At 35.6% G+C, this 23,318-nt stretch carries 17 protein-coding genes and 5 tRNA genes; 1 reads left to right on the top strand and 21 read right to left on the bottom strand.

Features of this window, described 5'->3' with window-relative positions:
• On the bottom strand, positions 1–3,750 hold a 3,750-nt coding region (locus ABD077_RS23080), incomplete at its 3' end, for a beta strand repeat-containing protein (RefSeq protein ID WP_343914557.1).
• Positions 3,751–4,075: 325 nt separating this feature from the next.
• On the opposite strand from ABD077_RS23080, the gene ABD077_RS23075 reads away from it, so the two are divergent.
• The gene (locus ABD077_RS23075) at positions 4,076–5,662 is read left to right on the top strand and encodes a peptide chain release factor 3 (RefSeq protein ID WP_299611101.1); all 1,587 of its coding nucleotides are present in this window, start codon (positions 4,076–4,078) and stop codon (positions 5,660–5,662) included.
• 158 nt (positions 5,663–5,820) lie between these two features.
• On the opposite strand, the gene ABD077_RS23070 is transcribed toward ABD077_RS23075, so the two are convergent.
• The 20 genes from ABD077_RS23070 to ABD077_RS22975 all read right to left on the bottom strand — a co-directional run bounded on the left by ABD077_RS23070 (position 5,821) and on the right by ABD077_RS22975 (position 23,196).
• Complete coding sequence (locus tag ABD077_RS23070; protein ID WP_343914556.1) at positions 5,821–6,141, bottom strand: Mpo1-like protein; 321 nt, start codon at positions 6,139–6,141, stop codon at positions 5,821–5,823.
• A 139-nt stretch (positions 6,142–6,280) separates the two neighbouring features.
• Positions 6,281–6,595 carry a DUF3467 domain-containing protein gene (locus ABD077_RS23065; RefSeq protein WP_343914555.1) on the bottom strand — a complete coding sequence of 105 codons (315 nt, stop codon included), beginning with the start codon at positions 6,593–6,595 and terminating at the stop codon, positions 6,281–6,283.
• 67 nt (positions 6,596–6,662) lie between these two features.
• On the bottom strand, positions 6,663–10,964 hold the full coding sequence (gene rpoC / locus ABD077_RS23060) for a DNA-directed RNA polymerase subunit beta' (protein WP_343914554.1): 4,302 nt from the start codon (positions 10,962–10,964) through the stop codon (positions 6,663–6,665).
• A gap of 105 nt (positions 10,965–11,069) precedes the next feature.
• A complete protein-coding gene (gene rpoB, locus ABD077_RS23055; RefSeq protein WP_299611113.1) occupies positions 11,070–14,879 on the bottom strand; it encodes a DNA-directed RNA polymerase subunit beta in 3,810 nt (1,269 codons plus the stop codon).
• 126 nt (positions 14,880–15,005) lie between these two features.
• Positions 15,006–15,383, bottom strand: a complete 378-nt coding sequence (gene rplL / locus ABD077_RS23050; RefSeq protein WP_299611116.1) for a 50S ribosomal protein L7/L12 — start codon at positions 15,381–15,383, stop codon at positions 15,006–15,008.
• 68 nt (positions 15,384–15,451) lie between these two features.
• Complete coding sequence (rplJ, locus tag ABD077_RS23045) at positions 15,452–15,973, bottom strand: 50S ribosomal protein L10 (protein WP_299611119.1); 522 nt, start codon at positions 15,971–15,973, stop codon at positions 15,452–15,454.
• A gap of 15 nt (positions 15,974–15,988) precedes the next feature.
• Entirely contained in the window at positions 15,989–16,684 is a 696-nt protein-coding gene (gene rplA / locus ABD077_RS23040) for a 50S ribosomal protein L1 (RefSeq protein WP_299611122.1), read from the bottom strand.
• A 17-nt stretch (positions 16,685–16,701) separates the two neighbouring features.
• The gene (rplK, locus tag ABD077_RS23035; protein WP_219011423.1) at positions 16,702–17,139 is read right to left on the bottom strand and encodes a 50S ribosomal protein L11; all 438 of its coding nucleotides are present in this window, start codon (positions 17,137–17,139) and stop codon (positions 16,702–16,704) included.
• 76 nt (positions 17,140–17,215) lie between these two features.
• Complete coding sequence (nusG, locus tag ABD077_RS23030) at positions 17,216–17,770, bottom strand: transcription termination/antitermination protein NusG (protein ID WP_299611127.1); 555 nt, start codon at positions 17,768–17,770, stop codon at positions 17,216–17,218.
• A gap of 5 nt (positions 17,771–17,775) precedes the next feature.
• Positions 17,776–17,973 carry a preprotein translocase subunit SecE gene (gene secE / locus ABD077_RS23025; RefSeq protein ID WP_299901213.1) on the bottom strand — a complete coding sequence of 66 codons (198 nt, stop codon included), beginning with the start codon at positions 17,971–17,973 and terminating at the stop codon, positions 17,776–17,778.
• A 93-nt stretch (positions 17,974–18,066) separates the two neighbouring features.
• Positions 18,067–18,139, bottom strand: a tRNA-Trp gene (locus ABD077_RS23020).
• A 57-nt stretch (positions 18,140–18,196) separates the two neighbouring features.
• Positions 18,197–19,384 carry an elongation factor Tu gene (tuf, locus tag ABD077_RS23015; RefSeq protein ID WP_280931104.1) on the bottom strand — a complete coding sequence of 396 codons (1,188 nt, stop codon included), beginning with the start codon at positions 19,382–19,384 and terminating at the stop codon, positions 18,197–18,199.
• A gap of 58 nt (positions 19,385–19,442) precedes the next feature.
• A tRNA-Thr gene (locus tag ABD077_RS23010) sits at positions 19,443–19,514 on the bottom strand.
• A 124-nt stretch (positions 19,515–19,638) separates the two neighbouring features.
• Positions 19,639–19,711 (bottom strand) — tRNA-Gly (locus ABD077_RS23005).
• A 33-nt stretch (positions 19,712–19,744) separates the two neighbouring features.
• Positions 19,745–19,827, bottom strand: a tRNA-Tyr gene (locus tag ABD077_RS23000).
• 122 nt (positions 19,828–19,949) lie between these two features.
• Positions 19,950–20,023: transfer RNA gene (locus ABD077_RS22995), tRNA-Thr, on the bottom strand.
• 102 nt (positions 20,024–20,125) lie between these two features.
• Positions 20,126–20,428, bottom strand: coding sequence for a ribosome hibernation-promoting factor, HPF/YfiA family (gene hpf, locus ABD077_RS22990; RefSeq protein WP_299611135.1), 303 nt, complete (start codon positions 20,426–20,428; stop codon positions 20,126–20,128).
• Between the two features lie 67 nt (positions 20,429–20,495).
• Positions 20,496–21,386, bottom strand: coding sequence for a tyrosine-type recombinase/integrase (locus tag ABD077_RS22985; protein WP_343914553.1), 891 nt, complete (start codon positions 21,384–21,386; stop codon positions 20,496–20,498).
• A gap of 126 nt (positions 21,387–21,512) precedes the next feature.
• On the bottom strand, positions 21,513–21,707 hold the full coding sequence (gene rpsU, locus ABD077_RS22980) for a 30S ribosomal protein S21 (protein WP_034242830.1): 195 nt from the start codon (positions 21,705–21,707) through the stop codon (positions 21,513–21,515).
• A gap of 106 nt (positions 21,708–21,813) precedes the next feature.
• Positions 21,814–23,196 carry an alpha-amylase gene (locus tag ABD077_RS22975; RefSeq protein WP_343914552.1) on the bottom strand — a complete coding sequence of 461 codons (1,383 nt, stop codon included), beginning with the start codon at positions 23,194–23,196 and terminating at the stop codon, positions 21,814–21,816.
• Positions 23,197–23,318: the final 122 nt, after the last annotated feature.

The following is a 23,318-nucleotide window of genomic DNA, read 5'->3' as shown; positions in this document are numbered from 1 at the left end:
GTTACTGATACTACCTATCGTAGTATACCCATCTGGAACCGTATCTCCTACGCCTACTCCCGTAGCATTGTTAGGACCAGCATTGCTTACCGTTACTGTAAAGGTAACTGTATCACCAGCACTAATACTTCCACTAGTATCAGCATCTGTTGTTAATACAGCACTCTTTGATAAACTCAAGTCACTTGATGGTGGTATCTCTGTACAAAAATCAAATCCTCCAATAGCAGAACCATGTTGAGCTCCGGTATTACAGGTAGAACAGTTTTGCCATACAATTGTAATACTTGCTATTCCATCTAAATCTTCAAAATTAACACCTATTTGATCATTATCATTAGCAACAGAACTTCCAGTAGCATCTATTTGTCCATTAGCTCCATTGGATGTATATGAAGGTGTTCCAGAATCTGTAAATGTTGGAAAAATTGTATTTCCAGCACCATCAGTAGCAGTTACTGTAAACAAATCCCCACTTCCAGAACCATTTGAATTTATATGATATAAATCAAATCCTACAGAATATATATCAGTACTAAATGTTATTGTTTGTGTAATTCCTGTTGTTCCAAAACCACTTGTAAAAAATTCTAATACTTCATCAGCTAGATTTCCAGAACCATTAGAATCTACGGAAGGGCTTTGCGTAGAGCCAGTAGTTGGCCAAGTACCTAATGTTCCTGTTTCACCAGAAAAAGTATGTGTTATATTTATTCCTGAACCATCAACATCATTAAACGTATTCGTTAAAGCACCATCTGGTGTCCAGTCAAACTCATCAATTCCATTAGGAACAAATCCGTCCCAAATTAAACTATATACAGTACCCGTACAAGCTGGACTTTGGTGTAATGTCACTGGTGTTGGAGCCGTACAAATGTTTGCACCTCCAGCTGTAACATTAGCATTCGTTCCTAATGTATAATCCACACCTGTTTCTGTAACAAGCCCATTAGCATCCACATTTGCAGGATCTACTGTACCAAACTGACCACCATCACCTCCATCAGCATTGGCATCGTTGTAAGCCTCATTCGCATCGCTACAACCATCATCATCTGAATCTAAATCTAAATGATTAGGAATATCATCTCCATCAGCATCTTCGTATGTACAATATGTGAAATTTGAAAATAGAAAAGTAATAAGTCCATTATTTGTTATATCACCATCTTGTCTAAATTTATTCGTAGTAATTGAAAAAGATGTAACTAATCCTTCTATGGTTATATCAGAATAATTTTGTGAGGTATCACCAGAACCATTAGTAAAAGAAGTTATGGTAGGCGATAAAGTATTATTACTCGTTATGATATGAGACGCACCTCCAGAAGCGATAGCATAATCACTATTTGGAAAAGCCGAAGCATTCATTAAAGATCCTAAAGAAATACTCTGTACATTAGGTCCAGCCGCTGTAACTGCTACATTATCTCCCTGATCTATTCCTGACCATCTAAACTTTACACCAGTTACTGCTTCGCTAAAGGTAAAAGTATACACTAAACTTTCCGATGCTCCACCATCTATTTCTTCTCCCTGAACTCTTAATGTGGTAGTATTCTCTACTTGTAATATATTTAAAGAACCACCATTTACTTGATTAATTGTAGTCGTAATATCTACATCTACTCCATCAAAATCATAAATATCACTAATAGACCCTACTCCATTTTGATTACCTGTTGGAGCCGTACCTATATTAATATCAGTTGTAGCACAATTAAGCCCTTCATCGGTATCTAGAATTCCATCATTATCATCATCATTATCGCAGCTATTCCCCACATTATCAAAATCAGTATCTGTTTGATCTCCATTGGAAACTACCGGGCAATTATCCGAAGGATCTCCAATACCATCACCATCTGTATCTACTACAAAACCATCTGGAGTAGATGCAGTGTTTGTACCCGCGACAACTGTGATGCTTGTAGGGTCGTCTCCTTCTGTTTGAACAGCATTTGCAGGTAAATCCGTATCAGAATCTAGAATATCAATCGTAGCATTTCCTGGTGGTAACGTAGCTGTATAAGTTCCATCAGGGTTTGTTTCTATCGTTTGCGTATTACCATTTACATCTGTAATTACTATGGTAACACTTCCTATACCTGATTCTCCACCACCTTGTACACCATTACCGTCTGCATCATTATATACTAATCCACTAATTGTACCTGGGTTAGAACAAGTTATAGCACTACTACTAATACCAGTCACAGACTCTCCACTAGCTCCTTCGGTAGCTCCATTTGCTGGAAATTCCGTTAAAGCACCACTATTTGTAATACCATTCGAACCACCATTGATATTAATCGTTGGCGTACCCGCAGAAATAGCTACAAAACCAGCTCCTCCACCTCCACCAGGACCTTCATTTTCATTACCAGTAATTAACTGATCTCCACCATTACCACCATTAGCACTTAAAGTAAGAGAATTAGCGATCGAAGCGGCCCGTAAAACTATACTACCTCCACCTCCACCTCCACCAGGTGCATCATTATGTCCCGGTACAGTAGGTAAAGCATTAGCCCCATTTGTAATAATATTACCAGATCCAGCGATAGTATCTGCACCTAACAGAATAATACCACCTCCATTGGCAGCATCCTGACTAGCACTATTATTTCTATCTCCAGCTCCTCCTCCTCCTCCGAGGAATATTCTGTTTTGTTCATTTGCGATTAGTGGTCTTCCTCCTAATCCTCCAACAGCGTCTCTATGATCACCTCCCCAGGCACTGTTACCTGGGCCTAACGTTAAAGCATTTTGGTTGCTAGATCCAAAAGAGTATCCACCTCTTCCTCCTCCTGAAGAAGTGGTAAGAGCATTTCCATTTGCTATATAATCGGGATCTAAAGTCCAAGCTGTTGCTCCTGTACATCCAGTACACATAACACCTGACCCATTAAACCAGACATTCCCATTATTTCCATTGGAACCTCCTCCACCACCAGAGTTATGACCATTTCCACCACCACCTCCATTAGCAGGTGCTCCTCTTCCATATCTTCCTCCTAAAGCATCATAGTCAGCTTGAAAACCAACAATACTTTCACCTTTTTCAGCAGAGTCTCCATTACTGGATGAAACGTAATCCGCTTCTAAGTTAGCACCTGTCGGTGAAGTGGTATTATCAACTACTCCTCCTCTAAACCCAAGACCAGAGGCATCAATATCTCCATTTATATTTATCGTAGTTGCGGTAATTACAACTACTCCACCACGTCTACTACCTGCAAAATCTTCCCAAGGTAAAGCAGTAACCGATGCTCCAGCATCAATTGTTAATACATTATATTGTGGAACTTTAATTACCTGTGTTCTCCCTGCTACAAAATAAGAATTAGCAATAGCACATGTTACTGTTATTGTATTGGTTGCCACTGAAGAAACATAGGCGAACTCGTATACACCAGAACTCCCATAATCTGTAATATCACCGTAACTAACCGTATTAGTAATATCAATAGTAGCTCCTTGTGCTTGATAAATCAAAACAAGATCACCACTAGCCAATCCACCTAGGTCTGTTGTCACATCATTTACATCGATAGTGGTATCACCAGCAGAAATGTCCGAGGTAACGGGGCTATAGGTATTTAAAATTGTATTGGCAGTAGTTACTGTTAGATCACCATCCTTTCCCTCTTGGGCTAAGATATCGTTATAGGTGAATAAAAACATAGAGGCCATAAGGAATACAAATCCTTTTTGGCCCAATAAGACTTGGGTAATTCTTTTCATATGACGATGGTTTACAAAAACTTGAAAAAATAATTGGGTATTATTTAAGCAAGTATCTTATAATACTTTTTAGGTGTAAAATTTACAGAAAACTTAATAAATTACGGTTTTACCGTAAATTCTACATACTACAAATATGGCGATAGATTTAGGATTTTAGTATCTAATTTCCCTTATTTTTTTCGTTTTTTCGATGAAATACACAATTTTTAGCCGTAAAACACATCAAAAAAACAATAATTTCATTTTCTACATCTTAAAATGTACTTTTCTACCCATTGTTCATATATGTAGTATATTTGCAAACTTTAGCAATAGAACGACAATGAAATTCTCAGAAGAAATCAACAGAAGAAGAACCTTTGGTATCATTTCTCATCCAGACGCGGGAAAAACTACATTAACTGAAAAATTACTTTTATTTGGTGGAGCCATCCAAGAAGCTGGTGCTGTAAAATCTAATAAAATTAAAAAAGGAGCCACTAGTGATTTTATGGAAATTGAGCGTCAAAGAGGAATTTCTGTGGCAACTTCTGTTTTAGCTTTTGAATATCAAGGCGTAAAAATCAATATTTTAGACACTCCAGGGCATAAAGATTTTGCTGAAGATACATTTAGAACTCTAACTGCCGTAGATAGTGTTATTGTAGTAATCGATGTAGCAAAAGGGGTAGAGGAACAAACTGAAAAGCTTGTTTCAGTTTGCCGAATGAGAAATATTCCTATGATCGTATTTATCAACAAATTAGATCGTGAAGGTAAAGATGCTTTTGAGCTTTTGGATGAAGTAGAACAAAAATTAGGCTTAAAAGTTACTCCTCTAAGCTTCCCTATCGGTATGGGATATGATTTTAAAGGAATATACAATATCTGGGAAAAAAACATCAATTTATTTAGTGGAGATAGTAGAAAAAACATTGAAGAAACTACTGAGATATCTGATCTAAATTCAGCAGAATTAAACACGTTAATTGGAGAGGATGCAGCGGAAACTTTGAGAGAAGAAATCGAATTAGTGGATGGTATCTACCCTAATTTTGAACAAGATTTATATCAAAAAGGAGAGTTGCAACCAGTCTTTTTCGGATCTGCATTGAACAACTTTGGTGTTCGTGAATTATTAGATTGTTTTATATCCATTGCTCCAACTCCGAGACCTAAGGAGAGTGATATTAGGATAGTACAGCCTGACGAAAAAGACTTTACTGGTTTTGTATTCAAGATTCATGCAAATATGGATCCAAAACATCGAGATCGTTTAGCTTTTATAAAAATTGTATCTGGAACTTTCGAAAGAAATGTCCCTTATTTACATACCAGACATAATAAAAAATTAAAGTTTTCTAGTCCTAATGCCTTCTTCGCAGAAAAAAAGGAAATCGTAGATGTATCTTATCCAGGAGATATTGTGGGGCTACATGATACGGGTAATTTTAAAATTGGAGACACATTAACCACCGGTGAAAAGCTGAACTATAAAGGTATTCCTAGTTTTTCCCCTGAGCATTTTAGATACATTAACAACGCTGACCCTATGAAATCCAAACAGTTAGCAAAAGGTATTGATCAATTAATGGACGAAGGTGTAGCTCAATTATTCACATTAGAATTAAACGGCAGAAAAGTTATTGGAACTGTTGGAGCTTTACAATATGAAGTAATCCAATATAGATTAGAACATGAATACGGTGCTAAATGTACTTACGAAAATCTAAATGTTCATAAAGCGTGTTGGGTAGATGCCGAAGATGAAAATAATGACGAATTTAAAGATTTCAAAAGAGTTAAAGGCAAGTTTTTAGCAAAGGACAAACAAGGTCAACTCGTATTTCTTGCTGATTCTTCGTTTAGTTTACAAATGACGCAACAAAAGTATCCTTCTATTACATTTCATTTTACTTCTGAGTTTTAAATCGATTTTAAGTAGTTTTCCAGAGTTTTCTCTAAGAAAGCTTAAGATTACCGTTAATTAAAAATTAAAACTCGTTAAAGAGAGTTTATAGGATTCGATTTATCATTAATGATAATCAAAATCTATGATTTGTAAAAAATAAATAAGAAAATCAAATATTAATCTTTCGAATTATCGAAAGCACGTTTTCCGATTAGAATTTCAAAAAACAATTTAAAATCTGATAATAAACTCCACAACGGATACCTAAATGTTGCAGGTTTATTTTTTTCGAAAAACGCATGACCTACCCAAGCAAAACCATATCCTACCACTGGAACTAAAAACCATTTCCAACCCCATCTATAATAAATAGCTATACCAATTATTATAAAAACTAAAAAAGTACCAATAAAATGGAGCGTTCTACTTGTTCTATTTTGATGTTCACTAAGATAGAATTTATAAAATTCAGAATAAGTTTTAATTCGATCAGACATATCTCACTAATTAGCCATAAAGAGTGTTTAAGATACTAAAAAAATATATCCATATCAAGCAAGAGTTATATCTATAATAAACAACCCACTAATTATAAAACTAGTGGGTCTAAAATCTTTTGTAATAAACATATATTTTTTATGCTTGACCTGTAGGTCCAAAATTCAGAGGAATCGGCGGTTGCTCATAGTCCTTTATTTCTCCATGTGCTGCTTCAAATCGAGCCACATTATCAGCTAATGCTTTTAATAAACGTTTTGCATGTTGTGGAGTTAATATAATTCTGCTCTTCACTTTGCTCTTAGGTCTACCAGGCATAATATTTACAAAATCAACTACGAATTCTGACACCGAATGGTTTATAATTGCCAAGTTGCTATATATTCCATCAGCTACCGCATCATCTAACTCTATATTTAATTGATTTTGTTTTTGGTTTTTTTGATCTGCCATTTTCTATTTCTTTATAAAATAATGGATATAAAAAAGAAAGCCTGCCAATTGGCAGGCTTTCCATATTTTAGTTATAGTTTACTTCTTGTCGTTGTTCCATTCGATCTTCGAACTCTTCTTTGGAACCTACGATAATACTTTCGTAGTCTCTCATACCTGTTCCAGCAGGTATTCTATGTCCTACGATAACATTCTCTTTTAATCCTTCTAGACTATCTACTTTACCACTTACAGCAGCTTCGTTAAGAACCTTTGTTGTTTCCTGGAAGGATGCTGCAGAAATAAATGATTTAGTCTGAAGTGATGCTCTAGTAATACCCTGAAGTATTGGAGTCGCAGTTGCAGGAGTAACATCTCTAGCTTCTACTAAATTCTTATCTTCTCTACGTAAAATAGAATTTTCATCTCTCAAATCTCTTGGTGAAATAATCTGTCCAGCCTTCAAGTTTTCACTATCTCCAGCATCTTCAACTACTTTCATTCCGAATATAGCATCATTCTCCTGAATAAAGTCAGATTTATGAACTAACTGGTTTTCTAAGAAAATAGTATCTCCTGGATCTTGGATTCTTACTTTACGCATCATCTGACGTACTACCACCTCAAAGTGCTTATCGTTAATCTTCACACCCTGTAGTCGATACACTTCCTGTACTTCATTCACCAAGTATTGCTGTACTGCAGAAGGTCCTTTGATTTTCAAAATATCTTCTGGAGTCACAGAACCGTCAGATAACGGCATTCCTGCGCGTACAAAATCGTTCTCTTGAACTAGAATTTGATTCGATAACTTAACAAGATATTTCTTAATCTCTCCAATTCTTGATTCTACAATAATTTCGCGGTTACCACGCTTGATCTTACCAAATGAAACTACCCCATCAATCTCACTAACAACAGCTGGGTTAGAAGGGTTACGTGCTTCGAATAATTCTGTTACACGCGGAAGACCTCCTGTAATATCCCCTGCTTTTGCAGATTTACGTGGTATTTTTACTAAGATCTTACCAACCTTAATTTTATCATTATCATCTACCATAAGGTGTGCACCTACTGGAAGGTTATAAGAACGAAGTACTTCATCACCACTTCCCATAATAAGAAGCGTAGGAATCTTTTTCTTATCACGAGATTCTGAGATTACCTTTTCTTGGAATCCAGTTTGCTCATCTATTTCTACTTGATAAGTAACACCTTGTTCTACATTTTCATATTTCACCTTACCGGCAAACTCTGAAATAATCACACCATTATATGGATCCCATTGACAGATACTTTGATCTTTCTCTACCATATCACCGCTATTAATAAACAACTGTGATCCATATGGTATCAAATTAGTACTAAGTACTATCTTAGTTTTAGGGTCTACAATCTTAACTTCAGAAGTACGAGAAATTACTACATCAATTTCATTACCTTCTGAATCTTGACCTTTTACAGTCTTTAATTCTTCAATTTCTGCTTTACCAGCAAACTTAGATTTTAACTGATTTTCTTCTGAAATGTTACTTGCAATACCACCCACATGGAAAGTACGCAGTGTAAGCTGAGTACCAGGTTCTCCAATCGATTGTGCAGCAACAACACCTACCGCTTCACCTCTTTGAACCGTTTTTCCTGTAGCTAAGTTACGTCCATAACATTTAACACAGATTCCTTTCTTAGCCTCACAAGTAAGAGCTGAACGAACTTCTACAGATTCTACTGGAGAATCTTCGATAATTTTTGCCGTAGCATCATCAATTTCCACTCCAGCTTCTACAAGTACTTCTTGAGTTAATGGATTAATTACATCCACTAATGAAGTTCTACCTGTAATTCTAGAAGCTAAACCTTCTATAATTTCTTCGTTCTTCTTTAAAGGTGTTACTTCTACTCCTCTTAACGTTCCACAATCTTCGATATTAACAATAACATCTTGTGCAACATCCACTAAACGACGTGTTAAATATCCTGCATCTGCAGTTTTTAATGCTGTATCCGCTAATCCTTTACGAGCACCGTGTGTAGAGATAAAGTATTCAAGAATTGAAAGACCTTCTTTAAAGTTAGAAAGAATTGGGTTTTCAATAATTTCACCACCTGCAGAGTTAGATTTTTTAGGTTTCGCCATTAATCCTCGCATACCTGTAAGCTGTCTAATCTGCTCTTTAGATCCCCTTGCTCCAGAATCAAGCATCATATACACTGAGTTGAATCCTTGCTGATCTTCTCTAATACGTTTCATCGACAATTCTGTCAATTCAGCATTGGTAGAGGTCCAAATATCAATAACCTGATTATAACGTTCATTATTAGTAATAAGACCCATGTTATAGTTAGCCACAATATTATCTACCTGACCATTAGCATCAGCGATCATTTTATGTTTTTCTTCCGGAATAATAATATCACCTAAACTAAACGATAAACCTCCTCTAAATGCAAACTCATATCCTAACGTCTTAATCTCATCTAAGAATATTGCAGTTTCAGGAACACTAGTTACCTTTAAAATACCTCCGATAATATCTCTCAATGATTTTTTGGTTAAAACCTCATTGATATATCCAGCTTTTTCTGGTACTTTTTCATTAAATAAAACTCTACCTGTAGTAGTTTCTATTATTTTAGTTACCAGCTCACCATTCTCATCGATATCTTTAGTTCTAACTTTGATGTTAGCATTGATATCGAGTCTCTTCTCATTATAAGCTATAATTACTTCTTCTGGAGAATAGAATGTTAGGTCTTCTCCTTTGATTACTAACTCCGGAGTAGATCTACGAGATTTAGTCATATAATATAACCCAAGTACCATATCCTGAGAAGGTACAGTAACTGGAGAACCATTAGCAGGGTTCAAAATATTATGCGAAGCAAGCATTAATAACTGAGCTTCTAATATAGCTTCAGGTCCTAAAGGTAAGTGTACCGCCATCTGGTCACCATCAAAATCCGCATTAAATGCCGTACATACCAATGGGTGTAACTGAATCGCTTTACCTTCAATAAGTTTTGGCTGGAAAGCCTGAATACCTAATCTGTGAAGCGTTGGAGCACGGTTTAGTAATACCGGATGTCCCTTAAGAACATTTTCCAAGATATCCCAAACAACAGGCTCTTTTCTATCTATAATTTTCTTTGCTGACTTAACTGTCTTTACAATACCACGCTCGATTAATTTTCTAATCACAAATGGCTTGTATAGTTCTGCCGCCATATTCTTAGGTAAACCACACTCAAATAATTTCAATTCTGGCCCTACAACAATTACAGAACGTGCTGAATAATCCACACGCTTACCTAATAAGTTTTGACGGAAACGACCTTGCTTACCTTTTAAAGAATCTGATAAAGATTTTAAAGGTCTATTAGAATCTGTTTTTACAGCAGATGCTTTACGTGTATTATCAAATAAAGAATCCACAGACTCCTGTAACATACGTTTCTCATTGCGTAAAATTACCTCTGGAGCTTTAATTTCCATAAGACGCTTTAAACGATTATTACGTATGATTACACGACGATATAAATCATTTAAATCAGAAGTAGCAAAACGACCTCCATCTAAAGGTACTAATGGACGTAATTCTGGTGGAATTACAGGAACCACTTTTAAAATCATCCACTCAGGGCGATTTTCTCTATTTTTATTTGCATCACGTAACGACTCTACAACTTGTAGACGCTTTAAAGCTTCTGTCTTACGCTGCTTAGAAGTTTCGTTATTCGCTTTATGTCTTAACTCATAAGATAATTCATCAAGATCTATTCTCTTTAAGATTTCGATAAGGCATTCAGCCCCCATCTTAGCGATAAATTTATTTGGATCAGTATCATCTAAATATAGATTCTCCTGTGGAAGACTATCTAATATATTTAAATATTCTTCTTCCGTAAGGAAATCCATTTTCTGAACTGGTTCACCTTCTTCATTCTTAGCAATACCAGGTTGAATCACTACATATCTTTCGTAGTAGATGATCATATCAAGCTTCTTAGAAGGAAGCCCTAATAAATATCCTATTTTGTTAGGTAAAGAACGGAAATACCAAATGTGTGCTACAGGAACTACTAAGTTGATGTGCCCTACACGATCTCTACGAACTTTCTTTTCCGTTACCTCTACACCACATCGATCACATACGATTCCTTTATAACGGATTCTCTTATATTTACCACAAGCACATTCAAAGTCCTTAACAGGACCAAAAATACGCTCACAGAACAAACCATCACGCTCAGGTTTGTGAGTACGATAATTAATAGTTTCAGGTTTTAAAACCTCTCCTTGAGATGCAGCTAAAACTGACTCTGGAGATGCCAAACCAATAGAGATTTTATTAAATCTCTTTACTGTATTCTTATCATTATTTCTTGCCATAATATATGGTTACTTAAGAATTATTGTAATTTAAATTTGAATAATAACTCGCTAGAAAAACCTCTCCCCAGATACAGCATCCAGGGAAAAAAGTTTTACTTATTATTATTCTTCTAATCTGATATCCAGACCAAGACCTTTCAATTCATGCATTAATACATTGAATGATTCTGGTAATCCAGGTTCTGGCATTGGCTCACCTTTTACGATACTTTCGTATGTTTTAGCTCTTCCAATTACATCATCAGATTTAACAGTCAATATCTCACGAAGGGTTGCAGAAGCTCCATAAGCTTCCAGAGCCCATACCTCCATCTCTCCAAAACGCTGACCTCCAAACTGTGCCTTACCACCAAGTGGTTGCTGAGTAATCAACGAGTATGGTCCGATAGAACGTGCGTGCATTTTATCATCAACCATATGCCCTAACTTAAGCATATAGATCACACCTACCGTTGCTGGCTGATCAAAACGATCTCCCGTACCACCGTCATACAAATATGTATGTCCAAATCTCGGTATACCTGCTTCATCTGTAAACTCATTAATCTGATCTAGTGAAGCACCATCAAAAATTGGAGTAGCATACTTTCTACCTAATTTTTGACCAGCCCAACCTAATACGGTTTCGTAGATCTGACCAATATTCATACGAGAAGGTACCCCTAGCGGATTTAATACGATATCTACAGGTGTTCCATCTTCTAAGAATGGCATATCTTCTTCTCTTACGATTCGCGCTACGATACCTTTGTTACCGTGACGACCTGCCATCTTATCTCCTACCTTAAGTTTACGTTTTTTAGCTATATAAACTTTAGCTAGTTTTATAATTCCAGAAGGTAATTCATCCCCAACAGAGATCGTAAACTTCTCTCTACGCAGATTACCTTGTAAATCATTTTCTTTGATCTTAAAATTATGGATCAAATCTGCAACCATTTTATTTAGATGGTCATCAGTTGTCCATGTTCCTTTAGTAAGATGTGCATAATCATCAACACTGTTAAGCATTTTCTGAGTAAACTTCTTACCCTTAGGAAGTACTTCTTCTCCTAAATCATTGATAACTCCTTGTGAAGTTTTACCTCCAACAATTACAAATAGTTTATCAACTAACTCAGATTTAAGAAGAGCAAACTTAGCATCATAAGACCTTTCTAATATTGAAATATCTTCTTTATCCTGTGAACGCTTACGCTTATCTTTTATAGCTCTAGCAAATAACTTCTTATCTATTACAACTCCATGTAACGATGGTGAAGCTTTTAAAGAAGCATCTTTTACGTCTCCTGCTTTATCTCCAAAAATAGCTCTAAGAAGTTTCTCCTCAGGTGTTGGATCACTTTCTCCTTTTGGTGTAATCTTACCTATAAGAATATCTCCTGGCTTGATTTCTGCACCAACTCGGATCATTCCATTTTCATCAAGATCTTTAGTCGCTTCTTCTGAAACATTTGGAATATCATTAGTCAACTCCTCATTACCTAATTTGGTATCTCGAACTTCTAATGAGTACTCATCTATATGGATAGAAGTAAAGATATCATCTCTAACTACTTTTTCAGAAATTACAATCGCATCCTCAAAGTTATATCCTTTCCAAGGCATGAAGGCTACTTTCATATTTCTTCCTAATGCAAGCTCTCCATTTTCTGTAGCGTAACCTTGACATAAAACCTGACCTTTAGTAACTCTATCTCCAGCTCTAACAATTGGCTTTAGATTGATAGAAGTCCCTTGGTTAGTTTTACGGAATTTAATTAAGTTATATGTTTTAGAATCACTATCAAAACTTACCATTCTCTCTTCCTCCGTACGGTCGTACTTAATGATAATTTTTTGTGCATCCACATACTCTACAACTCCTTCTCCTTCTGCATTAATTAATACTCTCGAATCTGAAGCAACTTGTCTTTCTAATCCAGTACCTACAATTGGTGCGTCAACTCTTAATAATGGAACTGCCTGACGCATCATGTTTGATCCCATCAAAGCACGGTTTGCATCATCATGTTCTAGGAAAGGAATCAACGAAGCAGAAATAGAAGCAATCTGATTAGGTGCAACATCGGCATAATTTACATTACCTGGCTCGATAACAGGGAAGTCTCCTTCCATACGAGCAATCACCTTATCACTTTCTATAGTACCATCTTCTTTTAATGGAAGATTGGCTTGCATGATTAATTTTTCTTCTTCTTCTTCGGCACTTAAGTATTTAAACTCACTTAAATCAACTTTTCCATCTTCTACTTTTCTATATGGAGTCTCCAGGAATCCCATAGAATTTACTTTTGCAAATACCGCAAGTGAAGAAATTAATCCAATATTTGGTCCTTCTGGAGTTTCGATAGGACATAAACGACCATAATGCGTATAATGAACATCTCGCACTTCGAAACCAGCTCTCTCTCTAGATAGACCTCCAGGTCCTAGAGCAGAAAGTCTACGCTTATGAGTAATCTCTGCTAATGGATTTGTTTGATCCATAAACTGAGACAACTGATTCGTTCCGAAGAATGAATTAATTACAGAAGATAATGTCTTTGCATTAATTAAGTCAATTGGTGTAAAAACTTCATTATCTCTAACATTCATACGCTCACGGATCGTACGAGCCATACGCGCTAAACCAACACCAAATTGCTGTGATAATTGTTCTCCTACTGTTCTAACACGACGATTAGAAAGGTGATCGATATCATCTATCTCAGCTTTAGAATTAATTAACTCGATTAAGTATTTGATAATAGTAATAATATCCTCTTTGGTAAGTACTTGCTTATCCATTTCGATATTAAGACCTAACTTTTTATTCATTCTGTAACGTCCAACCTCACCAAGGTTATATCGTTGATCAGAAAAGAATAATTTGTCAATTATCCCTCTTGCAGTCTCCTCATCAGGCGGTTCTGCATTACGTAATTGACGATATATATGTTCTACTGCTTCTTTTTCAGAGTTAGTAGGATCTTTTTGTAGTGTATTATGAATAATTGCATAATCACCTTTTTGATTGTCTTCTTTATGAAGTAAAATAGTTTTAGCTCCAGAATCTACAATCTCATCTAGGTGATCTTTATCTAAAATAGTATCACGATCTAAAACGATCTCGTTTCTTTCTATAGAAACAACTTCTCCAGTATCTTCATCCACGAAATCCTCATGCCAAGTATTTAAAACACGTGCTGCTAATTTACGCCCTAATACTTTTTTCAATCCAGACTTAGACACTTTTACCTCTTCAGCAAGGTCAAAAATTTCTAATATATCTTTATCTCTTTCGAAACCTATGGCACGGAAAAGTGTAGTAACTGGTAATTTTTTCTTTCTATCAATATATGCGTACATCACGCTATTGATATCTGTAGCAAATTCTATCCAAGAACCTTTAAAAGGAATTACCCTTGCAGAATATAACTTTGTTCCATTTGCATGGAATGATTGTCCAAAGAACACACCAGGAGATCGGTGTAATTGCGATACAACAACACGTTCTGCACCATTAATACAGAATGTACCACTTGGTGTCATGTAAGGAATAGTACCTAAATAAACATCCTGAACTATAGTTTCAAAATCCTCATGTTCAGGATCCGTACAAAAAAGTTTTAAACGTGCTTTTAGAGGAACACTATACGTAAGTCCTCTTTCAATACATTCTTGTAAATCATATCTTGGTGGATCTACAAAGTAGTCTAAAAATTCTAGTACAAATTGATTACGTGTATCTGTAATCGGGAAGTTTTCCATGAAGGTGTTATAAAGACCTTCATTTCCTCTTTCTTCTGACTTTGTTTCTAATTGAAAAAAGTCTTGAAAAGATTTGATCTGAATATCAAGAAAATCAGGATATTCTGGTCTATTCTTTACGGAAGAAAAATTCAATCTTTCAGTTTGCGTTGCTAACATCAATGGACGGAATTAAATTAAAATTTTAAAAATGGCGTAAGTAACATAATAGTTATATACGCAAAATGGTTTAGACCTTAGAGAAAATTCTCCAGGTCTAAACCTCTATGTCAATATATGGTAAGCTTACTTAAGCTCAACCTCAGCTCCAGCCTCTTCTAATTGAGCTTTAAGAGCTTCTGCTTCGTCTTTTGCTACTCCTTCTTTAATTGCACTTGGAGCACCATCAACTAATCCTTTAGCGTCTTTAAGACCAAGACCAGTTAATTCTTTTACTAACTTAACAACAGCTAACTTAGCACCTCCTGGAGCTTTAAGGATTACGTCAAACTCTGACTTCTCCTCTGCAGCATCACCACCACCAGCAGCACCACCACCAGCAACAGCTACAGCAGCAGCAGCAGGCTCGATACCATACTCCTCTTTTAATATATCAGCTAATTCATTAACTTCTTTTACCGTTAAATTAACTAGTTGTTCTGCGAATTCTTTTAAATCTGCCATTTTCTATCGTTTTAAATAATTTTTTTTAATTGAAATATAATTTGTTAAAAAGTGCGTACACGCTTAGATTATCCTTCTTTTTCGGATAATGTTTTAAGGATACCTGCTATCGTACCTCCACCAGACTTTAATGCCGAAATAACATTCTTAGCTGGAGACTGTAGTAAGCCAATAATATCTCCGATAACTTCTTCTTTAGACTTGATATTAACAAGTGCTTCAAGATTTTCATCACCAACAAAAATTGCTTCCTCTACAAAAGCTCCTTTTAATAAAGGCTTTTCTGATTTCTTACGAAATTCTTTAATCACCTTTGCCGGTGCGTTACCAGTTTCAGAGAACATTATAGAAGTGTTACCTTTTAATACATTCGGTAACTCTCCAAAATCCTTATCTGAATTCTCCATTGCTTTCGCAAGGAGTGTGTTTTTAATTACTTTTAATGATACGTTAGCTTTAAAACAAGCTCTACGTAAATTCGACGTTGTACCTGCATCTAATCCTGAAATATCTGCTAAATAAATATTAGAGTTTTCAGCTAACTGAGCAGTTAAGTCTTCAATTACTTGTGATTTTTCTTCTCTTGTCATAATCGTGTTTCTTAATTACCCAGCAAAGTTTTTAGAATCAATCTCTACACCAGGGCTCATCGTAGATGATATATAAATTGACTTTATATATGTCCCTTTAGCAGCTACAGGTTTTAACTTTACTAATGTTGTCAATAACTCTTTTGCGTTTCCAGCGATCTTATCAGCAGAAAAAGAAGACTTTCCTATTGCAGCATGCACAATTCCTGTCTTATCTACTTTAAAATCAATCTTACCAGCTTTCACATCAGATACAGCTTTTGCTATATCCATAGTTACAGTTCCAGTCTTTGGATTAGGCATTAAACCACGAGGTCCTAAAACTCTACCTAATGGTCCTAACTTACCCATTACGCTAGGCATTGTGATGATAACATCTACATCAGTCCAACCTCCTTTAATTTTATCTAGATATTCATCTAAACCAACAAAATCTGCTCCAGCTTCTTTAGCTTCAGCTTCCTTGTCCGGAGTTACCAATGCTAGAACTTTAACATCTTTTCCTGTTCCGTGAGGTAAAGTTACCACACCACGTACCATCTGATTTGCTTTACGTGGATCTACGTTCAAGCGAACTGCTAAATCTACAGAAGCATCAAAATTTACGTTTGTTATTTCTTTTACTAAAGCAGAAGCCTCATCTAATGAATAAGCTTTATTCTTATCTACTTTAGCTCTAACTTCTTTTTGCTTTTTAGTTACTTTTGCCATTTTCTACACGTTTTGGATTAAAAAGGAGCTTCTCCTTTTACGTTAACACCCATTGAACGAGCGGTACCAGCAATCATTTTCATAGCAGACTCCACAGTAAATGCATTTAAATCTTGCATTTTATCTTCTGCGATCGTACGAACTTGATCCCAAGTAACACTAGCTACTTTTTTCCGGTTTGGCTCTCCTGAACCTTTCTTTGTTTTTGCTGCTTCCAGTATTTGAACTGCTGCTGGAGGAGTTTTAATTACAAAGTCAAAAGACTTGTCCTTGTAAACACTAATAACTACTGGTAATACTTTACCAGCTTTATCTTGCGTTCTACCATTGAATTGCTTACAGAATTCCATGATATTAACTCCGGCAGCACCTAAAGCAGGTCCAACTGGTGGGGATGGGTTAGCCGCTCCTCCACGTACCTGAAGTTTTACAACCTTACTTATCTCTTTAGCCATTTTTCTAATTTTAAATTAGAATCGTTCTATAAAGTGGAAGCAATAAGAACAATTCAGATATATAATGTAACAATTATTATACTTTTTCTACTTGCATATAACTTAACTCTAACGGTGTTTTTCTACCGAAAATCTTCACCATTACTTCAAGCTTACGCTTTTCTTCATTTACCTTTTCTACCGATCCATTGAATCCATTAAAAGGACCATCTATTACTTTTACGGTTTCTCCAACTGTATAAGGAATAGCAACATTATCGGTTTTAACAGCAAGCTCATCAACCTTACCTAACATTCTGTTAATCTCTGCCTTTCTTAAAGGAACAGGATCACCTCCCTTAACCTCACCAAGAAAACCAATAACTCCATTTATAGACTTAATAATATGTGGAATCTCTCCAGACAAATTAGCCTCTATCATTACATAACCAGGAAAGTAAACCCTCTCCTTATTTATTTTCTTTCCATTACGAATCTGAACAACTTTTTCAGTAGGTACTAAAATCTGAGAAACATAATCCTCCATACCTAAATGAGCAATCTCTCTTTCTATGTAGTCTTTTACTTTATTTTCCTGACCACTTACAGCACGAACAACGTACCACTTTTTTGTATTACTTACCTCAGCCATTATTATTAAGATTTAACTAACGTAAAATAATACTCTATAAGATTACTAAACAATGTATCTACTCCCCAGATAGCTAAAGAAAAAATAACTGAAAAAACTATAGTAACTAAGGTCAACCTCTGTGCCTCAGCCCAAGGAGTCCATGTTACATGGTTTTTCAACTCATTATACGATTCCGTAATGTAATTTATTAATCCAGCCATCTTATTGTTCTTTAAAATGACAACAAAATTGTCATTATTAAATTCATTCTTTAAACCTTATGTCACAAGCATAAGATTGTAATATTATTATCGCACGGGTTGAGAGGCTCGAACTCCCGACACCTGGTTTTGGAGACCAGTGCTCTACCAACTGAGCTAAACCCGTATACATAAGTCAAGGTATTCGTCGTAACGAATACCTTTCCTTATATCTATATATTATTTAGTCTAAAATTTCGGTTACCTGACCAGCACCTACTGTTCTACCACCTTCACGGATAGCAAAACGAAGACCTACATTCATTGCAATTGGCTGAATAAGCTCAACAGTAATTGTTAAGTTATCTCCAGGCATTACCATCTCAACTCCATCAGGAAGCGCAATGTTTCCAGTTACGTCAGTTGTACGTACGTAGAACTGAGGACGGTAGTTATTATGGAATGGAGTGTGACGTCCACCTTCTTCTTTCTTAAGGATATACACCTCAGCTTTGAAGTTTTTATGTGGAGTTACAGATCCTGGCTTAGTAATTACCATACCACGAGAAATCTGAGTCTTTTCAATACCTCTTAATAAGATACCTGCGTTATCACCAGCTTCTCCTCTATCTAAGATCTGACGGAACATCTCGATACCTGTGATAGTAGAAGTTAACTTCTCAGCTCCCATACCGATGATCTCTACAGGATCTCCAGTGTTAGCGATACCAGTTTCGATACGTCCTGTTGCCACAGTACCACGACCAGTAATAGAGAATACATCTTCGATTGGCATTAAGAAATCTTTGTCGATCTCACGTAATGGCTCCTCTATCCAAGCATCTACTTCTTTCATTAACTCAAGCACAGTGTCAACCCACTTTTGCTCACCGTTAAGAGCTCCAAGAGCAGAACCAGCAACTACAGGCCCATTATCTCCATCATACTCATAAAAAGAAAGAAGATCTCTTACTTCCATTTCTACTAATTCTAATAATTCCTCATCGTCTACCATATCCACTTTGTTAAGGAATACAACGATTCTTGGAATACCTACCTGACGTCCTAATAGGATGTGCTCACGAGTTTGTGGCATTGGACCATCAGTAGCAGCAACCACTAAGATCGCACCATCCATCTGAGCAGCACCAGTTACCATGTTCTTTACGTAATCGGCGTGACCTGGACAGTCAACGTGTGCGTAGTGACGATTAGCAGTTTGGTATTCTACGTGAGATGTATTAATAGTAATACCTCTTTCTTTTTCTTCTGGAGCGTTATCGATAGTATCAAAATCTCTAGCCTCAGAAAGACCAGCATCTGCTAATACTTTAGTAATCGCAGCAGTTAAAGTTGTTTTACCGTGATCAACGTGTCCAATAGTACCAATATTTAAGTGCGGTTTGGAACGATCAAAAGTTTCCTTTGCCATAATTAATTTATTTAATCTTAGTTATATATTAGTGTTCAATTAATGCTTCTGAACTAAGAGCCAATGACGAGATTTGAACTCGTGACCTCTTCCTTACCAAGGAAACGCTCTACCCCTGAGCTACACCGGCTTTTTAAAGTACAGAATGATAAACCAGACTTCTTTATTTATTGTCGAAAGAAAACCGATTCATCATTATTTTTATATTAAAAATCCAATGCTAAAAATGCATCAAGATTAGCTCTATGCTTTTGAGCGGGAGACCGGGTTCGAACCGGCGACATTCAGCTTGGAAGGCTGACGCTCTACCAACTGAGCTACTCCCGCTTTTACAACCTTAATAATTTAAGATTGAAGGTGTGGGGAGAGCAGGATTCGAACCTGCGAAGGTAAAAACCAACAGATTTACAGTCTGTCCTCGTTGGCCGCTTGAGTATCTCCCCAATAATTCACTAATTTAATACTGAACTTTTCAATTTTGAATGCGCAAAAGTAAACAAATATTTTACAATTCAAAATTAAATTTTAAAAGTGTTAATTTCTTTCAAAACCACCACTCTAAAAGAGCCGATAGAGGGACTCGAACCCACGACCTGCTGATTACAAATCAGCTGCTCTAGCCAGCTGAGCTATATCGGCTTTTCACTATGTTTTTGAACATAAAAAAGTCCGCTATTTCTAACGGACTGCAAATGTATAGAATTTATTTATTACACAAAACATTTTTTGAAAAAAAAATCATCAAACATGTGCATTTAATTTTTCTTTACGTTTTCGAAGTTGTCTTTCTAAGGAACTAACACACTCATCCACACCTTCTTCGAAGGTTTTATTTATTTTTTTAATGATAAACTCGTCTCCCGGAACACTCAATAAAATTTCAGTAATCTTATTTTCTTTTCCGCTTGTATTCATAACTTTCAAAAAAACATCTGCATAAATTATACGGCTAAAATGATTTTCTAACTTATCTAATTTCGCTTGTGTAAAATTTACCAATTTCTGATCTACATTAAAATTTACGGACTGCAAGTTTACTTTCATAGGTATTATTTTAATTGGTTGAACAAAATATTAAAAGCCTAAAAGAAGGGAGCTAGATATCTCCACTTTACTTTTTATTCCTAGGATGAGAGTTCTTGTGTATTTTTGCAAGCTGCGCTATACTCTGGTTTGTATATACCTGAGTAGCTGCCAAGCTAGAATGACCAAGTAATTCTTTTACAGCATTTAAATCTGCACCTTCGCCTAGGAGATGTGTCGCAAATGAATGTCTAAGTATATGCGGACTCCTTTTAATCTTCGAAGATACCTTACTAAAATAACTATTTATGATTCGATAAACAAGTGTTTCGTATATTTTAACTCCTTTTTGAGTAATTAACAAAGCTTTATCTTCAGGATCAGAAAGCACTTCTTCTCTTAACAATAAATACTTATCTACCGTATGAAGAATCGAGGGGATTAGAGGTATATACCGTTCTTTATTTCTTTTACCTACCACTTTTATTTGCTTCGACATAAAATCCACATCTCCCACTTTAAGATCCACCAACTCAATCCTACGAATCCCAGTACCATAAAAAAGTTCCACAATTAGCCGATCCCTAACACTTATAAAATCATCATTCCCTTCTAATTCACTTAAGACCACATCAACCTCTTTATCAGAAAAAGGAATCTGTATTTTTTTAGAAACTTTCAGAGCCTGATGGTTCGCCAGAGGATTCTTTTCTATCTCCCCCAATTTCAACAAAAATCTATAATAAGCTTTTAAAGAAGAAACCTTTCTATTAATAGTTCTATTGGAGACCTGCTGATCAACCAAGCTAACAATCCATGAACGAATCTGAGAATAATTGGACTTTGATATATCTTGATCTCCAAATTCTCGTAAATAAAATTCTGAGAAAGACACTAAATCTTTATGGTAAGCTATAACAGTATGCTTGGAGTATTTTTTTTCTAAAAGCAGATAATCAACAAACTTTTCAATCAACATAAAAAAACCATTGAAAAACAAAAGTATAAAACTTTTATTTCCCAATGGTCTAAATTTATATAGTAAAAAACGAAGTTTAACTCTTTATTCCTAAAAAGTCAATAAATACAACGCTTTACATTTTAATTAAATTTCCTCTTGATCTCTTAAGTGCTGAATATATTGCGCTTTTTGGATCTGAGCTCTGCGCTCCACAGAAGGTTTTGTAAATGCCTGACGCTTTCTAAGCTGACGCATTGTTCCTGTTCTGTCGAATTTACGCTTAAAACGCTTCAACGCTCTATCTATATTCTCTCCGTCTTTAACTGGTATAATTAACATAGTGCACCTCCTTTCTTTAAAAATTAGGCTGCAAAGATACTACAATAGTATTATCTACAAAGCTTTTTTTAATAATTTTAATTAGTCGCGTAATTATGTCCCTTTTTTATTTTAAAGACCACACAGTATATCCTTTTGGTGGGGCTTGTATTTTTACCCATCTTCCACCTTGTGTTACTGGTTCCCAGTTAGAATTACCCGTATAGTCCTTTATCCTTCTACTTGACCAATTTGTTTGAATCCATCTTTCTTTCCAGGAATTAGAATTGTTTATATAAACAACCAGACCATTTTTACCATAACCTCCATTTCTTCTTGCGATGTACTCATCATTATCTGTCCATAAATTAGTAGTACTTCCTCCAGCGAGGTTATTATGAATCCAAATAAGATTGTTCATCTTACTCTTACTTAACCAATCTTCATAATCTCGATAAAATATTGCTGGATATCCTTCGTGTGTTAAGATATAAGCATATGCTAATAATTTATTATTAATAATTTCGTCAGTATCATGATTTGCCACAAAAGTAACTGCTCTACTGGCATTTCTTTTCCATAGCATATCGCCACTAAGTGCATTTAGGTTATTACCCATAAAAGCATCTCTCATTTTATAGTAACAACCAAAGTCAAAAGCTGACATTTGCGCTTGATCTGTCCACCATTTTAAAGTGTTTACATTTCCATCCCAGTATTCTCCAACTCCAAACACACCTGTAGATCTACGAAACTCTTTAGCAACCCAAGGAGCAAAACCTTTCACATAATCAAATCTATAACCATCAAACCCCATCGTATTCTTGTAATACTTTGCAACAGAATTATTTCTTTTCCATAACCAATCTTGCACATATGATTTATTATGACTTAAATCGGGAAAACCTCCGAAAATTCCACTATCCGAATTATATGCCTCATTTGGATGAAAATCATACTTTGTTCTATTAAACTTATTAGACATGGGATTAAACAAGGTATATGTATCTTTCCCAGCAAATTCATTTGATTCTAAGTCACCTCCACTATTATGGTTAATTACAATATCAGCAATTACATTTAACCCATTATTATGTGCTCTAGATATGAGAGACTCTAGTTCGGATCTAGAACCAAATCTAGTTTCTGTGCTTCCCATTTGGTTATATTCTCCAAAGTCATAATAGTCAAAAGGATCATACCCCATAGAAAAAGGACCATTTTGAGCTTTGCTTACTGGCGGTAACCAAATTGCATCTATACCGGCATTACTCCAGGAACTAACTTTACCTTTTACTACATTCCACCAAGTACCTCCCGCAGGAACATCCCAATAAAATGCTTGCATCATTACTCCAGAACCAATAGTTTTTAGACCTGCTCTGGTAGAAACTAATTCTTCAGGTTTTTCTGATTCTTGTTCTACATTGTCCAAGATCTCATCTTTACCACAAGAAGCTAAAAGAAATGTGATCGCTAGTAGAAAATAAACGAGCTTAAAAGTTTTCATAATTATTAGTGTTTTTTGTGTTAACTAGCTCACAATGTAGGGTTTTTACAATGAACGAAAACGTTTGAATAAGGACTCAAACGTTTTCGTGTTGATAAAATTTTAACATTTTCGCAAAATTA

This window comes from Aquimarina litoralis (genome assembly GCF_039523995.1).
Lineage (GTDB): Bacteria > Bacteroidota > Bacteroidia > Flavobacteriales > Flavobacteriaceae > Aquimarina > Aquimarina litoralis.
Note: the sequence above shows the minus strand (reverse complement) of the source record. Positions and strands in the feature narration are given on the sequence as shown.